This window comes from Cytophagaceae bacterium, assembly GCA_016722655.1.
In the GTDB taxonomy this organism is placed as follows: Bacteria; Bacteroidota; Bacteroidia; order Cytophagales; family Spirosomataceae; genus Leadbetterella.
In genome coordinates this window covers 1,463,331-1,482,894 of sequence record JADKIR010000004.1, presented here as the reverse complement: position 1 = coordinate 1,482,894, position 19,564 = coordinate 1,463,331, and the positions used below count along the sequence as shown (strand labels likewise).

The 19,564-nt window shown below is 36.4% G+C and carries 14 protein-coding genes and 1 pseudogene; 11 read left to right on the top strand and 4 right to left on the bottom strand.

What is annotated here, in order from left to right:
• Nucleotides 1-154: 154 nt before the first annotated feature.
• Nucleotides 155-1,348 (bottom strand): HAMP domain-containing histidine kinase, encoded by a 1,194-nt coding sequence (locus IPP61_06910; GenBank protein ID MBL0324895.1) that lies wholly within the window; start codon nucleotides 1,346-1,348, stop codon nucleotides 155-157.
• A 416-nt stretch (nucleotides 1,349-1,764) separates the two neighbouring features.
• Between IPP61_06910 and IPP61_06905 the strand changes: the two genes are divergently transcribed.
• Nucleotides 1,765-3,018 (top strand): glutamyl-tRNA reductase, encoded by a 1,254-nt coding sequence (locus IPP61_06905; protein MBL0324894.1) that lies wholly within the window; start codon nucleotides 1,765-1,767, stop codon nucleotides 3,016-3,018.
• 142 nt (nucleotides 3,019-3,160) lie between these two features.
• Nucleotides 3,161-3,580 (top strand): DUF4190 domain-containing protein, encoded by a 420-nt coding sequence (locus tag IPP61_06900; GenBank protein ID MBL0324893.1) that lies wholly within the window; start codon nucleotides 3,161-3,163, stop codon nucleotides 3,578-3,580.
• 41 nt (nucleotides 3,581-3,621) lie between these two features.
• Here IPP61_06900 and IPP61_06895 read toward each other — a convergent pair whose 3' ends face one another.
• A complete protein-coding gene (locus IPP61_06895; GenBank protein ID MBL0324892.1) occupies nucleotides 3,622-5,997 on the bottom strand; it encodes a TonB-dependent receptor in 2,376 nt (791 codons plus the stop codon).
• A gap of 96 nt (nucleotides 5,998-6,093) precedes the next feature.
• Here IPP61_06895 and IPP61_06890 point away from each other — a divergent pair.
• The 4 genes and pseudogenes from IPP61_06890 to IPP61_06875 all read left to right on the top strand — a co-directional run bounded on the left by IPP61_06890 (nucleotide 6,094) and on the right by IPP61_06875 (nucleotide 11,387).
• Nucleotides 6,094-7,360: pseudogene (locus tag IPP61_06890) on the top strand (right-handed parallel beta-helix repeat-containing protein).
• A gap of 79 nt (nucleotides 7,361-7,439) precedes the next feature.
• Nucleotides 7,440-8,507: a hypothetical protein gene (locus tag IPP61_06885; protein ID MBL0324891.1), complete on the top strand. Its 1,068-nt coding sequence runs from the start codon at nucleotides 7,440-7,442 to the stop codon at nucleotides 8,505-8,507.
• Nucleotides 8,508-8,706: 199 nt separating this feature from the next.
• Nucleotides 8,707-9,294 (top strand): hypothetical protein, encoded by a 588-nt coding sequence (locus IPP61_06880; protein ID MBL0324890.1) that lies wholly within the window; start codon nucleotides 8,707-8,709, stop codon nucleotides 9,292-9,294.
• Nucleotides 9,295-9,296: 2 nt separating this feature from the next.
• The gene (locus tag IPP61_06875; GenBank protein MBL0324889.1) at nucleotides 9,297-11,387 is read left to right on the top strand and encodes a M48 family metalloprotease; all 2,091 of its coding nucleotides are present in this window, start codon (nucleotides 9,297-9,299) and stop codon (nucleotides 11,385-11,387) included.
• Here the strand turns inward: IPP61_06875 and IPP61_06870 are convergent.
• Entirely contained in the window at nucleotides 11,380-11,586 is a 207-nt protein-coding gene (locus tag IPP61_06870; GenBank protein MBL0324888.1) for a hypothetical protein, read from the bottom strand. The genes IPP61_06875 and IPP61_06870 overlap by 8 nt on opposite strands.
• A gap of 40 nt (nucleotides 11,587-11,626) precedes the next feature.
• Complete coding sequence (locus tag IPP61_06865) at nucleotides 11,627-11,839, bottom strand: hypothetical protein (protein ID MBL0324887.1); 213 nt, start codon at nucleotides 11,837-11,839, stop codon at nucleotides 11,627-11,629.
• A 709-nt stretch (nucleotides 11,840-12,548) separates the two neighbouring features.
• Here IPP61_06865 and IPP61_06860 point away from each other — a divergent pair.
• From IPP61_06860 to IPP61_06840, 5 genes are all read left to right on the top strand, one after another.
• Nucleotides 12,549-13,310, top strand: a complete 762-nt coding sequence (locus IPP61_06860) for a hypothetical protein (GenBank protein MBL0324886.1) — start codon at nucleotides 12,549-12,551, stop codon at nucleotides 13,308-13,310.
• A gap of 307 nt (nucleotides 13,311-13,617) precedes the next feature.
• Nucleotides 13,618-14,028: a hypothetical protein gene (locus IPP61_06855; protein ID MBL0324885.1), complete on the top strand. Its 411-nt coding sequence runs from the start codon at nucleotides 13,618-13,620 to the stop codon at nucleotides 14,026-14,028.
• Nucleotides 14,029-14,040: 12 nt separating this feature from the next.
• Entirely contained in the window at nucleotides 14,041-15,276 is a 1,236-nt protein-coding gene (locus tag IPP61_06850) for a hypothetical protein (GenBank protein ID MBL0324884.1), read from the top strand.
• Between the two features lie 112 nt (nucleotides 15,277-15,388).
• On the top strand, nucleotides 15,389-16,582 hold the full coding sequence (locus tag IPP61_06845) for a phospho-N-acetylmuramoyl-pentapeptide-transferase (protein ID MBL0324883.1): 1,194 nt from the start codon (nucleotides 15,389-15,391) through the stop codon (nucleotides 16,580-16,582).
• Nucleotides 16,583-16,791: 209 nt separating this feature from the next.
• Nucleotides 16,792-19,557: a S9 family peptidase gene (locus tag IPP61_06840; GenBank protein MBL0324882.1), complete on the top strand. Its 2,766-nt coding sequence runs from the start codon at nucleotides 16,792-16,794 to the stop codon at nucleotides 19,555-19,557.
• Nucleotides 19,558-19,564: the final 7 nt, after the last annotated feature.

Sequence of the window (19,564 nt, the reverse complement as noted above, 5' to 3'; positions counted from 1 at the left end):
AATTACAAAAAATCTACCACTTCCTGATTCTTTACCTTTCCTAATCAGCTATCTTATCTAAAATATTTAATCCAGAATAAAATACTAAAAGGATAAGTTTAAGACCTCAAATATCCGAATAATAATTTCTTCTGAAATAAAGATAAGATTAAATTCATAATACAACCCTAAATGTAGTCCCCGAATTGGGTGTAGATTTTAAGACATATATTTCTCCATCATGATAAACCTCTACAATGCGTTTTGAAAGCGTAAGTCCCAGCCCCCAGCCTCTTTTTTTGGTAGAAAATCCCGGGTTGAAGATTTTGCGTTGAGTTGCAGAGCTCATTCCTTTTCCAGTATCAGAAATATCGATATTCACACCATTTTTAGAGTTTTCCGAGATACTGATTTTTAAACTCCCCACACCTCCCATGGCATCAACGGCATTTTTACAAAGATTTTCTATTACCCATTCAATCAGGTTTTTATTGATTTTTTTTACAAATGGCTTTGTAAGATTATTTCTAAATTCCCAGATAATTTTTGTTGAAATTCTGACCTTAAGGTATTCCACAGTGGACTCCAAAAGTTCTCCCAGATTTTCGTCTTTCATGCTGGGAACTGACCCAATATTGGAAAACCGGTTGGTGATAGTTTCGAGCCGCTGAATGTCTTTCAACATTTCGTCACCAATAGATTTATCAAAATCAGGGTTGATTTTTAGAACTTCTATCCAGCCCATTAAACCAGAAATAGGTGTTCCAAGCTGATGGGCTGTTTCCTTGGCTAAGCCTACCCAAACACGGTTTTGTTCGGCTTTTCTCGACGAAGAATAGGCAATAAAGGCAAGAAGGCTAAACACAAAAAATGTAACAATAAGTATATATGGAAAATATCTCAGTTGTTTTACCACGGTTGAGTTGCTGTAATAAACATAGCCCCTACTCCCTTCAATTTTGAATTCTATTGGCGTGTGTTCTTCGCCCATTTCGGCGATTTTTGAGTATAAAAACTGCTCCTTTTGTTTTGGAGTCCAATTGCGTGTGCTGTCATCGAGTTCAGCAATATTCCGGTAGTCTTTTGGGCTACCGTCGGTAACCAATATCGTCGGAACGGTCTCATTGGCTTCCAACACTTCCTGAACAAAAGTGTAATCACAGGTGCTGTTTACAGCTTTTTCGATGTAAAATCTAATACTTTCGGCATAAAGTCGCGTATATTTTTCCTCTCTGTCTTCAAGTTTCTTCCTGAGATCATTAAAATAAAACAATATCGCTATTACAAACAACAAAAGAGTTGCTACCAGCACTATGCGTTTGGTGGAAATATTGACATAAATATCATGAAAGAGTTTTTTATTTCTCATAAAAAATTGAATCAAACTATGTGATTCGTATATTTAATTCAAGAGGTTTCTTAATCAAAATTAACATGAATTGTTGAAAACTCTTAAAAAATCAATCTCATTCTCAACATTATAAAAAGTTTTCTAACCTGCTGGAATCTTTTCATTCTACAATTTCGTAGATAAAGCAGTAAAACATTTCAACGAGTTAATTAACGCAAAACTTAGGGGTTTTAAGTTAAACTAAATACAAAAACTACATTTATGAATTTATAAGCGTAAATTTTTGTTTTATTTTTTCTTCAAAACATGACAATGTTCATAGTTTGATGGCTTGTTTAGATAGAATCTAAATTAAAAAAACTGCAATTTATCATGCTTATATAGCAAATTGAGGGGTAATTTTGCAGACGTTTTATAAACAATTGTTGGAATCGATGGCGGAAATATTCAGAGTAATATCATTATCATACAAAAAAGCTCCGTTGGCTGTAAGAGAAAGTTTGACACTTGATGAGTCTCAAACCAAAGCCTTTTATTTAAAGCTTAAGGATGTTTTTGGATTAAATGAGGCCCTGATTTTGTCAACCTGCAATCGTACTGAGATTTATTACAAATCAGAAACCAACAGATTCGATGATTTAATAAGTCTGCTCGCCATCGAAAAAGCGATTTCTGCAACCGATATCAAAGAATATTTTGAACAAATAAATGATGAAACCGAGGCTGCAAGATACCTTTTTGAGGTTTCTCTAGGTTTGGAATCTCAGGTTTTGGGTGATCAGCAAATCATCAATCAAGCCAAGAATGCCTACCAATGGTCAGCGGATATGCAAATGGCCGGGCCGTTTATTCACCGTATCATGCACTCGGTATTTTATGCCAACAAAAGATTGGTGCAGGAAACATCGTTTCGCGATGGCACAGCTTCAACATCCTACGCCACGGTTGATCTGATGGAAAGCTTTTTGCCACTTATGGCCAATCCTAAGATATTGGTAATTGGCTTGGGCGAGATTGGCGAAGATGTAGTAAAGACACTTTCAGAAAAAGGGCATAAAAATATTACACTTTGTAACCGCACGAAAGAAAAAGCCGAAAATCTGGCTGCCGGATTTGGATTTGACGTTGTGCCGTTTGAAAACCTGGGTCAGGATTGCAGGAAATACAATGTGATAATTTCAACAGTTAGAACTGAGAATTATATTATCAGCACTGACTGTTTAAATAAAAGAAAGTCAGTTAGTTATCTATTCGATTTGTCTATGCCAAGAAGTATCGATCCGCAGGTAGAAAAACTGCCCGGGGTTGTACTATATGAGTTGGATGAAATCCAGAAAAAAACAGAACAAGCCATACAATCACGGCTGGAGGCTATCCCGGCGGTGAAAAATATCATTTCTGAGATGGTTGCCGATTTGAGTGACTGGTCAAAAGAACTTCAGGTTTCTCCTACAATTCAGAAACTTAAGAATGCTCTGGAGCAAATCAGAAAGGATGAAATGGCCAGATACATGAAAGGTATGACTGCCGAAGAAGCCGAAAAGGTGGAGAAAATTACCACTGGCATGATGCAGAAAATCATCAAACTGCCAGTACTGCAACTTAAAGCTGCCTGTAAAAGAGGCGAAGCCGACACCTTGATTGATGTGCTCAATGACCTTTTTGACCTGGAAAAAGTGAAGATTTAATTTGTTTTAAATCAACATATTAAATACTTTTTTAATTTAGTTTGTATAACTAATTTTAAAATTTACTTGCGTAAAACTTCATTCAATAAAAATTCTTTCTGAATAGTAGATTTAGGTTTAAATTTGTGGAAAAAGCATTTATATGAAGCTAACCCTAAATTTATTCCTATTAATATTTATATCCTTTCAGAGTTTTGCTGTAACCATTGAATCCAATCAGACACAACAATTAGATTCTCTTTTAAAAGTTTCAGAAAAACATGTTGTGAACAAAAAAGCTCATTCTACCCCCAAAAAGCCATATAACAAACTTGCAGTAATTGGATTTGGCTTATCTACTCTGGGAATAGTGTCATTGCTTGCATTACTTTTTGCCGGAATTGCTACCACCGGGAGTGCCCTTTTATCTTTAGCCGGACTGGTTATAAGTATTATTAGCTTATTCAAAATCAAAAAAAGAAGGGAAAGAGGTAAAGGACTGGCTATAACAGGAATAGTATTTTCGATTCTTCCGTATTTGTTTTTATTGGCCATAGTACTACTTTGGGTAGGGTTTTCTTAATAGATCATAAAAGAAATTTTGATTATCCCCTAAATTCCCCCTCAAAAATCAAACTGAAAAGCCATTACCGGCACAAAACCACTGCTGCCATAAAAAATGTTGGTGGTATTGGTTTTTGCGTTGTAAGTGACCGATGAAGCGTTGATTCTGTTAAAGACATTCTGTACATCAAGGCTGATGTTGCCGGCCAGTTTTCGGGCATTGTATCTGTAGGCTATTCTACCATCGAGTCGTCTGTAGGCTGGCACTTGCTCTGAGAAATCGGCATTTTGCATTTCCACATACTGACCTTTTTCTTTTGATTTTACAGGGTCATAAGGCGTATATCTGAAGCCTCCATTGATCAGATACCTCGCTCCTAACTGTAATATGTTACCATTTTTGAATGGAAATTCTTTTCCAAACGTAAACGATGTTGTAAAGCCGGTATTGAACCTGCTGTTTAAGGTAATATTATTGGGGGTTTTGTAGGTAGAGTTAAGCCAGGAGCCCGTCACCAAAAAATAGTAAGAATTTGAAAAAAGCTTTTCCACGGCCACGTCGAGGCCATAGTTGGTACCTGTGCCATTGCTTTCGACCTTAAATGTCGGAAACTCGGAACTGTTGTTCAGCATCCAATAATTGGATTTTGAATTGGGCTCAACAGGCACATTTTTGAGAGTTTGGTAATACCCCTCCACACTAAATCTAATCTTCGAGGCGGTGTAAATATGGTATGACGCCACCAGATGGTTGGCTTTTAGCAGGTCGAGGTTTTTGTTTACAAAAGCTCCGGTAGAATCTTTAAAATAATAGGCCATCAACGGCAATGCCCGGGCATGAATACCATAAGCCAGACTGATTCTGTGGTTGATTTTTGGTAAAAACTGGAGAGAAACCCGCGGCTCCAGAGAATGGGTATTATTGGCAAAAAAATGCAGATAATGATACCCAAAATTAAGGTGGATTTTAGGTGTGAGCTCGGAATGAATCTGGGCGTATTGCTGAAACTGACCCGTAGTGCCACTTCCATCTACGGTTACGCTTCGTTGCTGCTGGTTTACGTCAGAAAGGCTGGTGCGGCTTTTGGTATCTTTGAAAAAATTAAATCCGATGTAGTTTCCTATGATTCCTGTTTTCAAAGTGGTTTTTGTCGAAAGCTTGGTTTGATAAATCGCAGTGGCTACCAGTCGCTTATCTACATATTGTTGCGTATCAAACCGGTACCTTACATTTTTCAAATCCAGCGTATCGCTCATTCTTTTGATTTCACTTCCAACTACCGCCACTACGGTTTTTAAGAAAGACTTTTGGTTCAAAAGGTAGGTCCAGGTATAACCAACCGCTCCCATGTTGGCCGGTTTTCTTCTGTCCTCCCACTGATTGGCTTCTCCAATCTTTCTGTTTTGTGCATCGGTGACCGGTTCATAATGCTCCTCACTCAAGCCTCCCATTCCGAAGAGCGTCTGAATGCTTTTGTTGTTTTTACTTTTGAAAACCAGGTTAAATGATAAATCCTGAAAATTATGGTTGACCCGCTCACCCACCAAATAGATGCCCATGCTGGTCAATAGCCCCAGCGTAGAATACCGGTAGTTAACCAGGTATGATGAGTTTCCTTTTTTTAATGGGCCTTCGGTGGAGAAATCAATGCCCAGCACACCAAGTTTGAATCTGTTCTCACGTTTTTGGTCATTTCCGTTTCTGAATCTCACATCAAAAACTCCGGAAAGGGCATTGCCGTATTCCGCCGCAAAACCACCTGTGGAGAAATCAGACTTGGCAACCAATTGCGAAGAAAACACTGTCACGCCACCACCCGACGCACCTATCAGGGCAAAGTGGTTGGGGTTGGGGATGTCGATTCCTTCCAGCCTCCACAGAATTCCAATGGGAGAATTGCCCCTTACCACAATCTGGTTTTCGCTGTCGTCCTGACCTTTTTGTACACCAGGATACGAAAGTGCCACCCTGCCGGGGTCATTGATACCGGCGGGCATTCTTTCGGTTTCTTCTGCTGTAAATGAGCGTGTACTTACCACCGAAAGCTCATTGAGTGGTTCGTATGCATTTTTTGAGGCACTGATTACTACCTCACCGGCTTGTATTGCTCCTACTTTGAGTTCAATCGAAATAAAAGGTTCTTTGGTGCTCTGTACAATAAAATCAGGCATTGTAAATGACTCGTATCCAACATATTGAGCCTTAAGTGATCGCCTTCCTATTGGAATATTTTTCAAAACAAATTCGCCGTTTTCATCAGTAAAAGCCGCAGTTTCATTTTTATCTAAATTGATAAAAACAGATGCCCCAACCAAAGGTTGTCTGGTGTTTTTGTCAATCACAATACCTCGTACATTCTGGGTTTTTGATTGCGAATAAGAATTTTTGGCAAATAATATGAAACTTAAAATGGCCAACAATAAAGGTTTTCTCATAGGGTCAATTAAATACTGTCCTAAAATAAGTCAAATTTTTTTTAAAATATTTCAATTTTTTTGTTGATTCGTATTATCATTCAAACAAACCCTAAAATGAAACCAAAATTTTTAATCTTAAGCTTAATTTTTTCAGTTTTGATTTTTTCTTGCAAAAACAAAGAAGAATCCACAAAACTAGACATTTCAAAACTCCCAAAGGCCTCTGAAGCTCAGATTGAAGAATTGGTTGGAAAATTTATCGATGCCACGGAGGGTTCAACCATCGAGATTGCTGAAGGGTATTACGAAATGCCAACGCAGCTAATTTTAGACAACGTAAACAACGTAACCATCAAAGGAGCAGGAATGTACAACACAGTGATTTCCTTTAAAACTATGACCACAGGGGGTGAAGGCATGAAAATAGCCGGAAACAAAATTACACTGGAGGGTTTTACAGTGACAGATGCACCCGGCGACGATATTAAAACCCAAAAATGCGATGGTTTGACTTTCAGAGCGATAAACACTACCTGGACAAACGGTGAAAAATCTAAAAACGGTACTTATGGCATTTATCCGGTACAATGTAAAAATGTTTTGGTCGAAAAATGTGAAGTGAGCAACTCACGTGATGCGGGTATATATGTAGGGCAATCTGAAAATATCATCGTTCGGGATAATTATGTACACGAAAACGTAGCAGGCATCGAAATCGAAAACTCAGACAACGCCGAAGTGTATAACAACCGTACAGAAAATAACACCGGAGGCATTTTGATTTTCAACCTTCCAGGCCTTCCAAAAGCAGCTGGTTCCAGAACGAGGGTTTTCAAAAACCTTATCAAAAATAATAATCATGAGAATTTTGCTATTACCGAAAATGGTAACGCAGTATCGATGATTCCACCGGGAAGCGGGGTGGTGATTTTGGCCGGAAATGAAGTTGAAGTATTTGACAATCAGATCATTGATAACAAAACAATGGGTGTGGCTATAGCAAGCTATCATATTACCGAGTTGCCGATTCCGACACACCCAGGCTGGAGCCCATATAGCACAAACATTTACGTCCACGATAATATCTTTGAAAGGGCCATGGCCGTTCCCGACCTTACCAAAAATATGGGAAAGCTCATCGCTACCAAATGCTTCAAGGCTCCTGATATAATTTATGATGGTATTTTAGACGAAAAAAAGGGCAAAGACCCTCTTAAAAATCCTATGGGTGTTTTTTGTAAATGAAAAAGCAAAAGACTTGCGGTTTTCGAGGCTGATAATCCCCGCAGACGGTGGAATAATGAGCATAAAGGTGGCCAACGATGTCAGTACTTTTAAAGGCGAATACCTGGTAAAAACCGATGTTTCGATGGTGAAATAATTACAGGGAATTGTAAAAAGTGATAAGATTAAAAAAAAATATAAATAATTAGAAGTCAGGCATTAATAGCCAAAAAATAATGAAAAAAGTACTTTATATAATTGCTGTTATCGCAATTGCTACAGCATGTTTTAAAAACGCAACCAACCGAATGCCAGATGAAATAGACTTTTCAAAACTTCCATATAAAACCCTTTCTGAATACGGATTTTTTAAAGGTGAAATGAACCACCTTGCTGAAAATGAGGGCGTAGTACCTTATGAACCTATTTCGCCACTTTTTACCGACTATGCTTTCAAGAAAAGGTTTGTTTTTATGCCAAAAAACACTCAGGCTTCTATTCCTGATGACCCTGATGCTATGCTGGACTTCCCTGAAAATACCATCCTGATCAAGAACTTTTATTATCCTTCTGATTTCAGAAAGCCTGAAGGAGAAAAACAAATTGTGGAAACGAGAATATTATTTAAGCGAAAAGGAAAATGGGAGGCCTACCCCTACCTCTGGAATGACCAACAAACAGAAGCAAATCTGAAAAATACCGGAGCTAAAGTTGATGTAAAGTACATTAATCAACATGGTGAAAATGTGGCCATAAAATATGCCATGCCACAAAAAAACCAATGCAAAAGCTGCCACTACCGCAACAATACTTTCTCTCCGATTGGCCCAAAAGCCAAACAGCTCAACTTTGAGATAAGCTATGCCGACGGAAAAGCCAATCAGCTGAGCAAGTGGAAAGCATTGGGAATATTAAAGAGCGAGAAAGACATTGCCAGCATAAAAACTTTGGTAAACCCAATGGACGAAACCAAACCCATCAATGACAGGGCCAGAGCGTATCTCGATGCCAACTGCGGGCATTGCCATAGTGGCTATGGTCCGGCTGCTTCATCTGGTCTTTATCTTAATTTTGAAGAAACTCGGCAGTTCCATATTGGTGTGAAAAAATCTCCGGTGGCAGCGGGAATCGGTGCCGGCACTTTCAATTATGACGTGAACCCAGGCCATGGCATGGAGTCTATCATGACGTTCAGAATGAATTCTACTCACCCCGGAATCATGATGCCCGAGATCGGTCGGGTGACTATCCACAAAGAGGGCGTGGACTTGATAGCTAAGTGGATTGATGGGTTGGAGCAATGATAATTTCACGTCTATGATTTCAATTTAAAACTCCAAACTTTTAAATTGAATTATCCATCATATTTTTCTTATAATTTCTATAGAATATTATGATTCGGTGCATTTCAATTGAAAAATTTCTGACAAAATAATTTTAAGTTCTGAATTAGAATATTTTATGAAAAAATAAATCCTTAATTTTAGTTTTCATAAAAAAACTATGCCCGAAACCTACTCCATTGAGCCTCCCTCCCTGTTAAAGTCGAGGTATTCTTTTGAGTTTTTTTTGAAAATATTGACTTATTACATCGTATTTATAATTGGTGCGATTATTCTTTATGGTATTTTATATATTGTTTATCAACGTTTTTTCTCTTCCAAATCCTCTCTGAATTTCGGATTATTAATTATTGCCGGTTCAATTATTTTTTCAATCGGATTGGTTATTAAATATCGCTATTTCTACAAACTTTGGCCACTGATTTCCATATCATTTGAAAATACCAATAATGAAATTGCTTTTAAAATTATGAACCCATATACTGGCAAAATGATTACCAAAATTGTACAGTTTCAAGACCTTTCGATTCAATATTCTGAGCATTATGATCTGGAAAAAGGAATCAGTAAGAAAATGATAATCAAAAAAACATTTTTGCCCATAAACCATTGGAAAATTAGTTATTCTGACTGGGTCAATCTTGAAGATCTCGACGAAGTTGTAGATAGACTCAAACTTCTGGCATTCAAAAACAACAGATATTTTGTCGAAAATGAAACCTGGCTAACAAAAGAAACCGGAAATTAAAAATGACAAACAACACAACCGCAGGGCGAATACCAAACGTAAATCAAAATGAGATTTTCAAATCTGTGTTATCGATTTTGACATTCTTAGTCGGTTTTTTTGTTTTAATTTCTTCTGTAATTGTTTTGTCCGGACTACTCTTTTTCTGGGGTATCAACTTGATATTCAAAAAATATCTGCTTTTTACAATTCCTTTAGGCATAAGTTTCACCGTTGTGGCATTAATGCAAATGGTTTTTATCGCCAATTTCCTTTTTTCTGCCAAGAAAAGAACTACACAAGACTTAAAGGAAATTGATGAATTCACACAGCCGGGGTTATTCCGTTTTATAGTCGCCGCAGCCTATGAAGCCAAAGTAAGACTTCCCAAAAAAATATTCTTAAGCTCTGATGCCAATGCCTATGTATTTTATGATTTAAGTATCTGGCACTTGTTTTTCCCTCCAAAAAAAAACCTATGTATTGGAATCGGACTGATAAATGTACTTAACCAAGCAGAATTAAGATGTATTTTAGCTCATGAATTCGGTCATTTTAAACAAAATTCTATTAAAATTGAGAGCTTTGTAAACCGAACCAACCAGATCATCCATAATCTGCTTTTTGAGCAGGTAAAGCTTGAAAAAACAAGAAGTTTTCTCCCAAAAACCTATCCCAATTTTGTGTATTATGTACAGTATGGCAATTTCCTGATATCGTTAATTGAAGATGTTTTGAGGTGGCATTTTATTAAAATAAACACCCATCATTTTAGCCTAAAAAGAACTCTCGAGTTTGATGCCGACAGGTTTTCGTCGAAAGTATTTGGGTCTGAAAGAATGATAAAAGCACTTACAATGCTGAAATATGGTGCCTTTGCCCTGGACGAAGTTTTGCGGTTTTATTGTTCCAAATCAGAAATTCAAACGGCAGATCTGTATTCCCAGCAATTTTACCTTTTTAATAATCTCATTTTACAACACACTCTGCCAGCAGATGTAACAAGATTTGATTATACACCAAATTTCAATTGTAATAATCCATTCTCGGAGATAAAATTTCATGACCCTTTTGCTAGTCACCCACCAATTTTGGACCGAATCGCCTATTTACAAGAACTCAATTTTCCCAACAGAAAACCGGGAGATTTGTTGGCAAGAGACTTATTATCAGACAAGAATAAGATTTTTGAATATTTTTCTGAAGAAATTTTTAAAGAAATTGGTTTTGATAATAAACCCAAAATATTGTCACAAGTAGAATTTGAAAAAGAATATTACGAAATCGAAAAATCGATGTCATTTGGAGAGCCTTTTGGAAAGTTTTATACCTATTACTCTCCTGATTTTTCGCAAATCGATACAAACTACTCAAGTGTTTTTGAAATAAACATGGATACCTTATTTTCAGCTGAAAACCAAAAAAAATCACTAGAATACAATGTACTTAAAGAAGACCTTGCTGTAGTCAGAAAAATCTCAAAAGGTGAAATCTCAGCTGATTTTTTTGAATTTAAAGGCTTGAGCTATTACAAAAACCAAACTCTTGAAATCGAAAACGAGATTGTTAAAGGTATTACTGCTCTTGAAAATGAATTTAAGATTGTTGACAAAAACGCTCTGAAATACTTTGAAAATGAAGCAAAAAAGCAATATAAACTGAATGAATTGGAAACTTTATTAAAAAGATACCAAATGGCTTTTTTACAATTTCATGAAAACCAAAATCTCCTTCAGGAAATGTATAAAGGCTCTGATTTTATTAATTTGAATGCCCCTCCTGATATTATTTTAATCAAGTTGAAAGCGTTCAAAAAGTTAGAAGAGACATTTAAATCAGCAATTAAAAAATCCATTGACACGATGGAAAAAGACGATATTTTATCTCCTGGTAACCTCCAAATATTTGAAAAATACTTAAACAAAGACCTGTCCTATTTTTCAGGAATAAATTATAATGAAAAAGATATTCGGGTTTTATTTCAAATATTTACAGAATTTGAAAATCTCTCTATGCTAAAATTCCATTTTCACAAAAAGCAATTATTACAATTTTTCAGTGCATTGTACATTTTCAATACATCAAATTTAGTTTCGGGTCAGGTGCTCAAATAAACCCTTTTATACTCAAAGTTCCGTTTTCTTTCTGAAAAATCGGCATCAGGGTTTGATTACCCTGATTGAGCGTGCCATAGAAATAATGACTGTAAGATTTGACTTTCATCTGCAACAAATCAGGAAACTGAGCCTTTAACAAAGCCGGAATCTCATGATTGGTCTTAATCAGGTGCTTTGGAACGATTATTCTGGCCATAATTCTGAATGATTTGATGGTTAATAATTTCTTTATGTTTTCAATAACAAGCGAATCCCATAATGCTCAATGTACCTCCTACCCTTTTTAACACGGGAGTCAAAGTCTGATTTTCCACACAGTTGGTGCCATAAAAATTATGACTAAAAGAACTTGTTTTCTCTTGCGATAAATCAGGAAAATGGTTTTTCAATAAAGATGTAATCTCACGATTAGACTTAACTAAGTGCTTTGGTACGATAATTCTGGCCATGGTAATTGATGTTTATAATTTTTGAAAAGCTTAATTTAGAATGGCTTACGCCTTCTTTTATGAACCAAAAGTAAAAGGATTTTTTTGTGCTAAAAAATTTTGCTTCATTTTGCTAATATTTTGAGCAACGGTATTCGAACTTAAAATTCCTAATAGTCAGGTCAGTACCGAAGGTCAGACCCTCCTGGATAATAATGAACATCATTTTTTTGTATATCTAAACCGGTCTGACCTGCGGTACTGACCTAATTTTTAGATAAAATGCCCGCATGAGGGATCGTCGCGGAGCTCCCACGCCTAAGCGTGGAGCGGGAGCAGAGAGCCCGACCCTGACACATGTAGCGATAGCGGAATGCGGAGGGGGCATGCCCAAATAATATGTCGTGAAAATATAAAAAAATTGCACCTCCATATTTGTGTTCGCCATTGTTTGTGTTCGCCATTGTTTGTGTTCGCCATTGTTTGTGTTCGCCATTGTTTGTGTTCGCCATTGTTTGTGTTCGCCATTGTTTGTGTTCGCCATTGTTTGTGTTCGCCATTGTTTGTGTTCGCCATTGTTTGTGGGGACACAAACAACACACCGCCATTGTTTGTGTCCCCACAAACAATTATAGATAGAATGTAATAATATTATTCCCGATTCGTTTTCACTTTTGCAACAAAATCACTGTATTTTTGCACCTGAAAATGTTATTACTATTTAATTAAAATGAAAAACTTCGTCGCCATTTTGGCACTTTCTCTTTTTGCTTTTTCCTGCGGAAATAAGGACACCCAAACCACACAGAGACCCGAAAAGAACAATCATATTTTTGTGTTCTTTGACAAGACCCAAAGCGTGGATACTGACAATGCTTTTATTCGAAATAAATATCTAACCGCCCTTAAAGAGCTTATAGATAACTATATACAAAAAGAAGGCGACAGGTTGGATGTTTATTACATTCATGAAAACACTTCCAAAGCCAAGGTGCTTTCGGTAACTTCCCGCACGACCAAAGAAAATACAGATGGCTTAAACGCTACCGATCTGGAAGCCGCTAGTACAACTTACCAAATGAGCATTGGCCGTGAGCGTAAAATGATTCTGGATGCCGCATTGCTGAAGATGCTTGAAAAAAACACTGGAGCTTCGAATGCCGAAACCAACATCACTGCCAGTGTACCACTGCTTTCTACAGCACTTGATGGCGGAAAAAATGTGGTGGCATTTTATTTTTCTGATATGGTAGAAAGCATGAAAGCCGGGAGAGATTTTCACAAAATGGCTCCCATAAGCCATGACCAGGCTGAAGAATGGGCCAAAGCCGATGCCGGAAAACAGACTACTGTCAACCTGGCTGGTTCTGTTGTGAAAATCATTTTGCCTTTTGAACCGACTAGTTCTACTAAAGAGAACAACCCCAATGTGAGTGACTATTGGAAAGTATATTTTGAAGCATTGGGTGTCAATAATATAGAGGAAATATAAGTCTCATAAAAAAATCTGACCGTAAAATCATTTTTGTAGAGGAATTTGTGAATAATTGAGCTACGTTGGGCTTTTTATTTTTACATTTGACTTTAAGTCCTTTTATAAAATGAGATTCCACCAGTTAATATTTTTATTTCTTGTATTCTCAAATAATTTATTTGCTCAGACGGCAGATTCAACCAGAAAATCCGGTTTTTTTCACAAATTGTATTGGGATCCTCTAAGCTTATTTTCAAATTCTAAAAACCAAGAGCCCAGAAATATTATTTCTGGTCAGATTTTGGGGAACACGCCTTATATAGGAATGGCCTATTCAAGAATTTTTCCCTTGAATACCAAATTTAAAATAGAAAGTGGTCTTGGTATTGGGCTTACTCCACATTTGTTTGGTTATAACAAAGAATCCAAAAATCTGAGTTATTCACATCATCTGCTTCTTTATAAAAAAATAAACTCTTCTTTTGGTTTATATACAGGCTATTCAGGAATTTTTTATAATGGATTTTACTTTAAAGAAAAGATATACAACTATATTCCAGCTCCTCAGCTAGGAATCAGGCTCGGTAATAATAAGCCTGTGTCTTTGAACTTTAACTGGACATTCTACTTTGTAAAAGAGGACTTTGTCAGATTAAAAGAACCTGATATTGTGTTGAATGGAGTGACTTCAAAATTGTTGGGCTCATTTGGCATTAGTTTAAATTATTCATTTTAATATCCATATAACATGAAATATTTTTTCTTTTTGTTATTGATTTTTGTTTTTAGCTCATGTAATCAATGGATTATCAACGAAGAAATAATTTCAGAGAAAAAGCTGGAGGCTTTGGTAAATTATGAGGTTGGGGTGATAGCTTCTGATGAGGAAAGAGTAAGTCTAAGTGTAATGAAAGATTTTTTTGATAAATCTCAACTTGGTCCCAATTGTGTTTCGCCGTTAAAATCTGAAAATCAATATCTTACAATTTCTTTTAAAGATTCAATCATTACTCAATATCCTAATATTCCTGCAAACTTCAAAGAATATACTTATTTTTCCAACAACACAATTTTTAATTATTCTTCAGAAATATTTTCAAATGTAAATCGTCAGATTATCAATACGTACGATGAAAAATTTACATGGAACCATCAGAATATATTTGATTTATCAGCATATTTTACACAAAAATTCGAATACATTAATTACAATATTCCAAACCCGTCGTCAGATGGAAACTTCTTTATTATTGGCAATTCTAACAATTATCAAAAAGAAAATGATGCAGAGCTGGTGGTAGCAAAAACCTTAGGAGGTAGTATTCAATACACAGGGAATTATGTTTTTAAGGGGATAAAGAACTTTGGAGTTTGGAAAACAATTGAGGATAAGGAAGGCAATCTTTTTATTGTCACGGCATACAGTGAAAAAGAGTCTAACCTTATCAGCATTCTTAAATTTGATGTATTACAAAGAAAACTAATCCTTCAAAAACAAATAAATATACAAAATTACTTTACATCGAGAGTTAAGTTTGATACAGAAGGGAATCTTATGCTTATTCCCACTAACTTAGACTTTTCTAAGCCTGAAATTGTTGTATATCAACCTTCTAAGAAGGAATTCATTACAAAAAACCTAAATTTTGATTCCAATGAAAATTGGAAAACAGGCTACAATTTTGATACAAGGATGCTTGATCATAGTATTTTTGTTTTATCAAATGAAAAAGGGAATAATACAATCGCCGAGGTAAATAATGATTATTATGTAAAAACTCTGTTTAAGCCTAATTTTGTCAATAGTCATAAATTCTTCCCCTTGACAATCAATAAACCTTTCATGATGTATGAACTTAAATATCCCGGATCTGAAAAGTCGAAAGAAATAAGTATTTTTCAACATACTTCAATTACAACACAAAGAAAGATTATTTTATTTAAAGATCACGCAAGTGTAAACAGATGTTACCGGTTTGACTGAGTGATAATTTCCAAAAATATTTCAGGAAATTTTAACAGGATAGTTACTACTTTCATTTATCCGAAATATTTCAATTAACTTTGTACCAACGACTATTATTACCCCTAAAACAATGCTTTATTATATTTTCAACTATCTGGATCATGTATTTGATTTTCCCGGAGCCGGTGTGTTTAAATACATCTCTTTCAGGGCATCAGCGGCAACTATTTTGTCATTGATGATTGCCGCCATTTATGGTAAGCCCATCATTTATAAGTTACAAAAATTGCAGATAGGAGAAAGTATCAGAGACCTGGGACTTCATGGCCAGTTGGAAAAAAGGGGTACACCTACAATGGGGGGCTTTATCATTATCGCCTCTTTGTTGATACCTGTACTTTTGTTTGCCAGACTTGATAATGTCTATATTTTGCTTCTTATAATTGCCACCATCTGGACTACCATGATTGGCTTTGCCGACGATTACATCAAAGTTTTCAAAAAAGACAAACAAGGCCTTAAAGGCATTTTTAAAGTCATTGGGCAGGTAGGTTTAGGTTTAATTGTAGGTCTTACTTTGTATTATAATCAGCATGTTGTAGTGCGGGAGTTTTTGGGAGGCGGAAAATTTATCGATAAGCATTCTTTGATAACCACTGTTCCTTTTCTTAAAAATAATTTACTCGATTACGACATACTATCCAGCTACTTACCGGCTAGTTTGGGTTGGTTGCCCTATGTTTTTATTTGTATTTTTATCATAACAGCCGTTTCCAACGCTGCTAATATTACAGATGGAATTGATGGATTAGCGGCGGGTACTTCTGCAATTATCGGATTAACACTAGCTATTTTTGCTTATCTGTCTGGAAATAAGATTTTTGCCGAATACCTCAATATAATGCTTATCCCTAACTCAGGCGAAATGGTAATTTTTGCCGCTGCTTTTTTGGGGGCTTGTATCGGGTTCCTTTGGTACAATGCATTCCCCGCACAAGTATTTATGGGTGATACAGGTAGTCTAATGTTGGGTAGTGTAATTGCTACCATGGCATTGATTTTAAGGAAAGAGCTCATGATTCCGCTTTTATGTGGAATATTCCTGGTCGAAAACCTTTCTGTAATTCTTCAGGTGGCTTATTTTAAATATCAAAAAAAGAAAAATGGAATTGAATTTGCCCGGGAAAACCGGTTGTTTAAAATGGCACCATTGCACCATCATTATCAGAAAAAAGGCTACCATGAGGCTAAAATTGTTACCCGTTTCTGGATAGTAGCCATTGTACTTTCTGTAATTAGTTTGGTAATTTTAAAACTACAATAATTTTCAATTACTTAGATGATTGTTTATCAGCCATCTAAGTAGATTTGGCTTCTGAATAAAGCATTACCAAATATTTCCCAAAGTGGGGGGCGAATGTCTGATTCGCCCCCCTTTTATTTTGGATATATTTTTGCTAAATTTGACAAGCTTTTTTTTTACAAATTAAAATTTTGATTTTTCCAAAAATTAGTTCCTCCCGATAACCAACCATGAAACAAATTCTATTTTTTTGCCTGCTTCTTTCACAACTTTCCTTTGCTCAGAAAAGGCCTCTTAATCATAGCGATTACGATGGCTGGAATGCCATCAATGAGACCAAAATAAGTGAAAACGGCCAGTGGGCGGCCTATATTCTTGCACCACAGGATGGCGACTCCCGACTGGTGTTTTATCCTTTAAGGGGCAATGCCATTGATTCTATAGAACGGGCATCAGACTTATGGCTGAGTAAAGACTCGCAATGGGCAGCATTCAAAATCTCTCCCTATAAAAAAGAAGTCAAAGAGGCGAAAATCAGGAAACTTAAGAAAGATGATATGCCCAAAGACAGCCTGGGTTTTCAAAATTTGAATACCCATGAAACCATAAAATTTGGCAATGTAAAGAGTTTTGTTTTCCCCGAAAAATCAACCGATTGGGTAGCCTTTCTGAGTAATCCAGTCAACAAAACAGACTCAGCCTCGAAAGCTAAAAAAAGTAAAAAGGAGTCAGAAATAAATGGTTCAATTTTGAATGTTTATAGTTTGAAAAACAACACTTTACATAAGTTTCCGTATGTCAATTCCTATCATTTTGATTCCGAAGCAAAAACATTGATTTTCTATACAACCGGTAAGGATAGTACTTTCAAATCGGGCTTATATTCTTTTTCAACAGAAGCACAGAAATATAACATGATTAACAAAGAAAAAGGCAACTATAAACATCTGGTTTCTGACGAAACAGGGAGTCAGTTTGCCGCTATTTTTGATCCGGATACTACCCAAAAAGCCTTGGTGAAGAATTTTCAATTATTGCAATGGCAAGTCAATGAAAATCCGAAAATAATAGCGGATACCAATATTCTGGCTGGAGCCAAAAATCTTTTTGTTAGTGCCGATTTTAAACCGGAGTTTTCGAAAAACGGGCATAGACTTTTCCTTGGAACGCTCCCGAGATATCTGGTTAAAGATACATCCAGAATTGAGGAGGAAGTAGTTAACCTTGATATATGGAACTGGAAAGACAAGCGAAATATGCCTCAGCAACTTGCTAATTTGTCTAAAGATCAAAAGACAAGTAATTTGGCAATTTATGATGTTAAGTCTCAGAAAATAAGCCAAATAGCCAATGAGGAGTATTTGTTGCCCAATTTCACCAAAGAAAAAAACGAAGAAAATATCTTACTCGTTTCACCTTACGCATATGGAGATCAGCACTGGTTTTTTAACCCTCCGGTAGATGTGTTTTTGGTAGATACGGAAAACTTAAAGAAGAACAGGATATTAGAAAACAAAAGGATTAGTGACTTGAAAATGTCGCCTGATGGCAGATTTGTGGTCTATTACTCCCTGCAGGATACCGCATGGTATTCCTATCAAATAAAAAATCAGAAAACTTACAAAATCACTGAAAGCAAAGATTTTTCAGATGTCGCTGACGACGACCACCCCGACGAACCGGGTAGTTATGGAGTTGCCGGATTTTTGAAAGAACAGGAAAAAATATGGCTTTACGATAAGTTTGATATTTGGGAAGCAAGTCTTGGAAAGTCTAAAGAACTCAAAAGGCTAACCAAAGGCAGGGAAAAAGGAATCACTTTCAGGCACATTACATTAGACGAAAAAGCTCCGGCAATTGAACCGGGAATGCCGGTACTTTTACACCAGTTTAACAACAAATCCAAGGCATCAGGTTATGCCAGATTAAACCCAACCGATAGTTCAGGAGTATCCGACCTCAATTGGGACAATATGCATTTTTCTGAAAAAGTTTGGAAAGCCAAAAATTCAGATGACTTGATTTTTTCGGTCGAAAACTTTGAGGTATTTCCTGACCTTCAGCACACTCAAATGTCCGATTTCAAAGAGATTAAAAAGATTAGTACGGCAAATCCGCAACAAGAAAAAATAAATTGGGGTAGGGTAGAACTAATTGATTATCAATCAACTTATGGAAAAAATCTGCAGGGTATGTTATTCCGTCCGGCTGATTTTGATCCTACAAAAAAATATCCGATGATAACTTATTTTTATGAAAAAATGTCGGACGAACTGCACACCTATATTGTTCCTCAACCGGGAAGATCGAGTATTAATTTTTCATATTATACAAGTAATGGATATTTTGTTTTTGTTCCGGATATCGTATATAAAGTTGGTTATCCAGGTCAAAGTGCCATGGATTGCATAATTCCCGGAGTGAAAAAAGTACTTGAATTGGGTTTTATTGATAGCACAAAACTTGGAATACAAGGACATAGCTGGGGTGGGTACCAAACTGCATATTTAATCACTCAAACGCCAATCTTTGCGGCTGCGGAGGCCGGTGCTCCTGTTGCCAATATGACGAGTGCTTATGGTGGAATTAGGTGGGAAACTGGACTTTCTCGTCAGGCACAATACGAAAGAACCCAGTCGAGATTAGGAGTAACACTTTGGGAAGACACCCAAAAATATCTGGAAAACAGCCCATTGTTTTATTTGCCTTCGGTAAAAACCCCGCTTTTGATGATGCATAACGACGACGATGGAGCAGTGCCATGGTACCAGGGCATCGAGATGTTTATGGGCTTAAAAAGACTCAGTAAGCCGGTATGGATGATTAATTATAATGGTGAAAAACATGGTCTGACCCAAAGAAAAAACAGAAAAGACTGGACAGTTAGAATGGCACAATTTTTTGATTATTACCTTAAAAATCAGCCCCTTCCACAATGGATGGATAAAGGCGTGCCAGCCACTGAAAAAACTTTAAATTATGGACTCGAAAAATAAACATGCC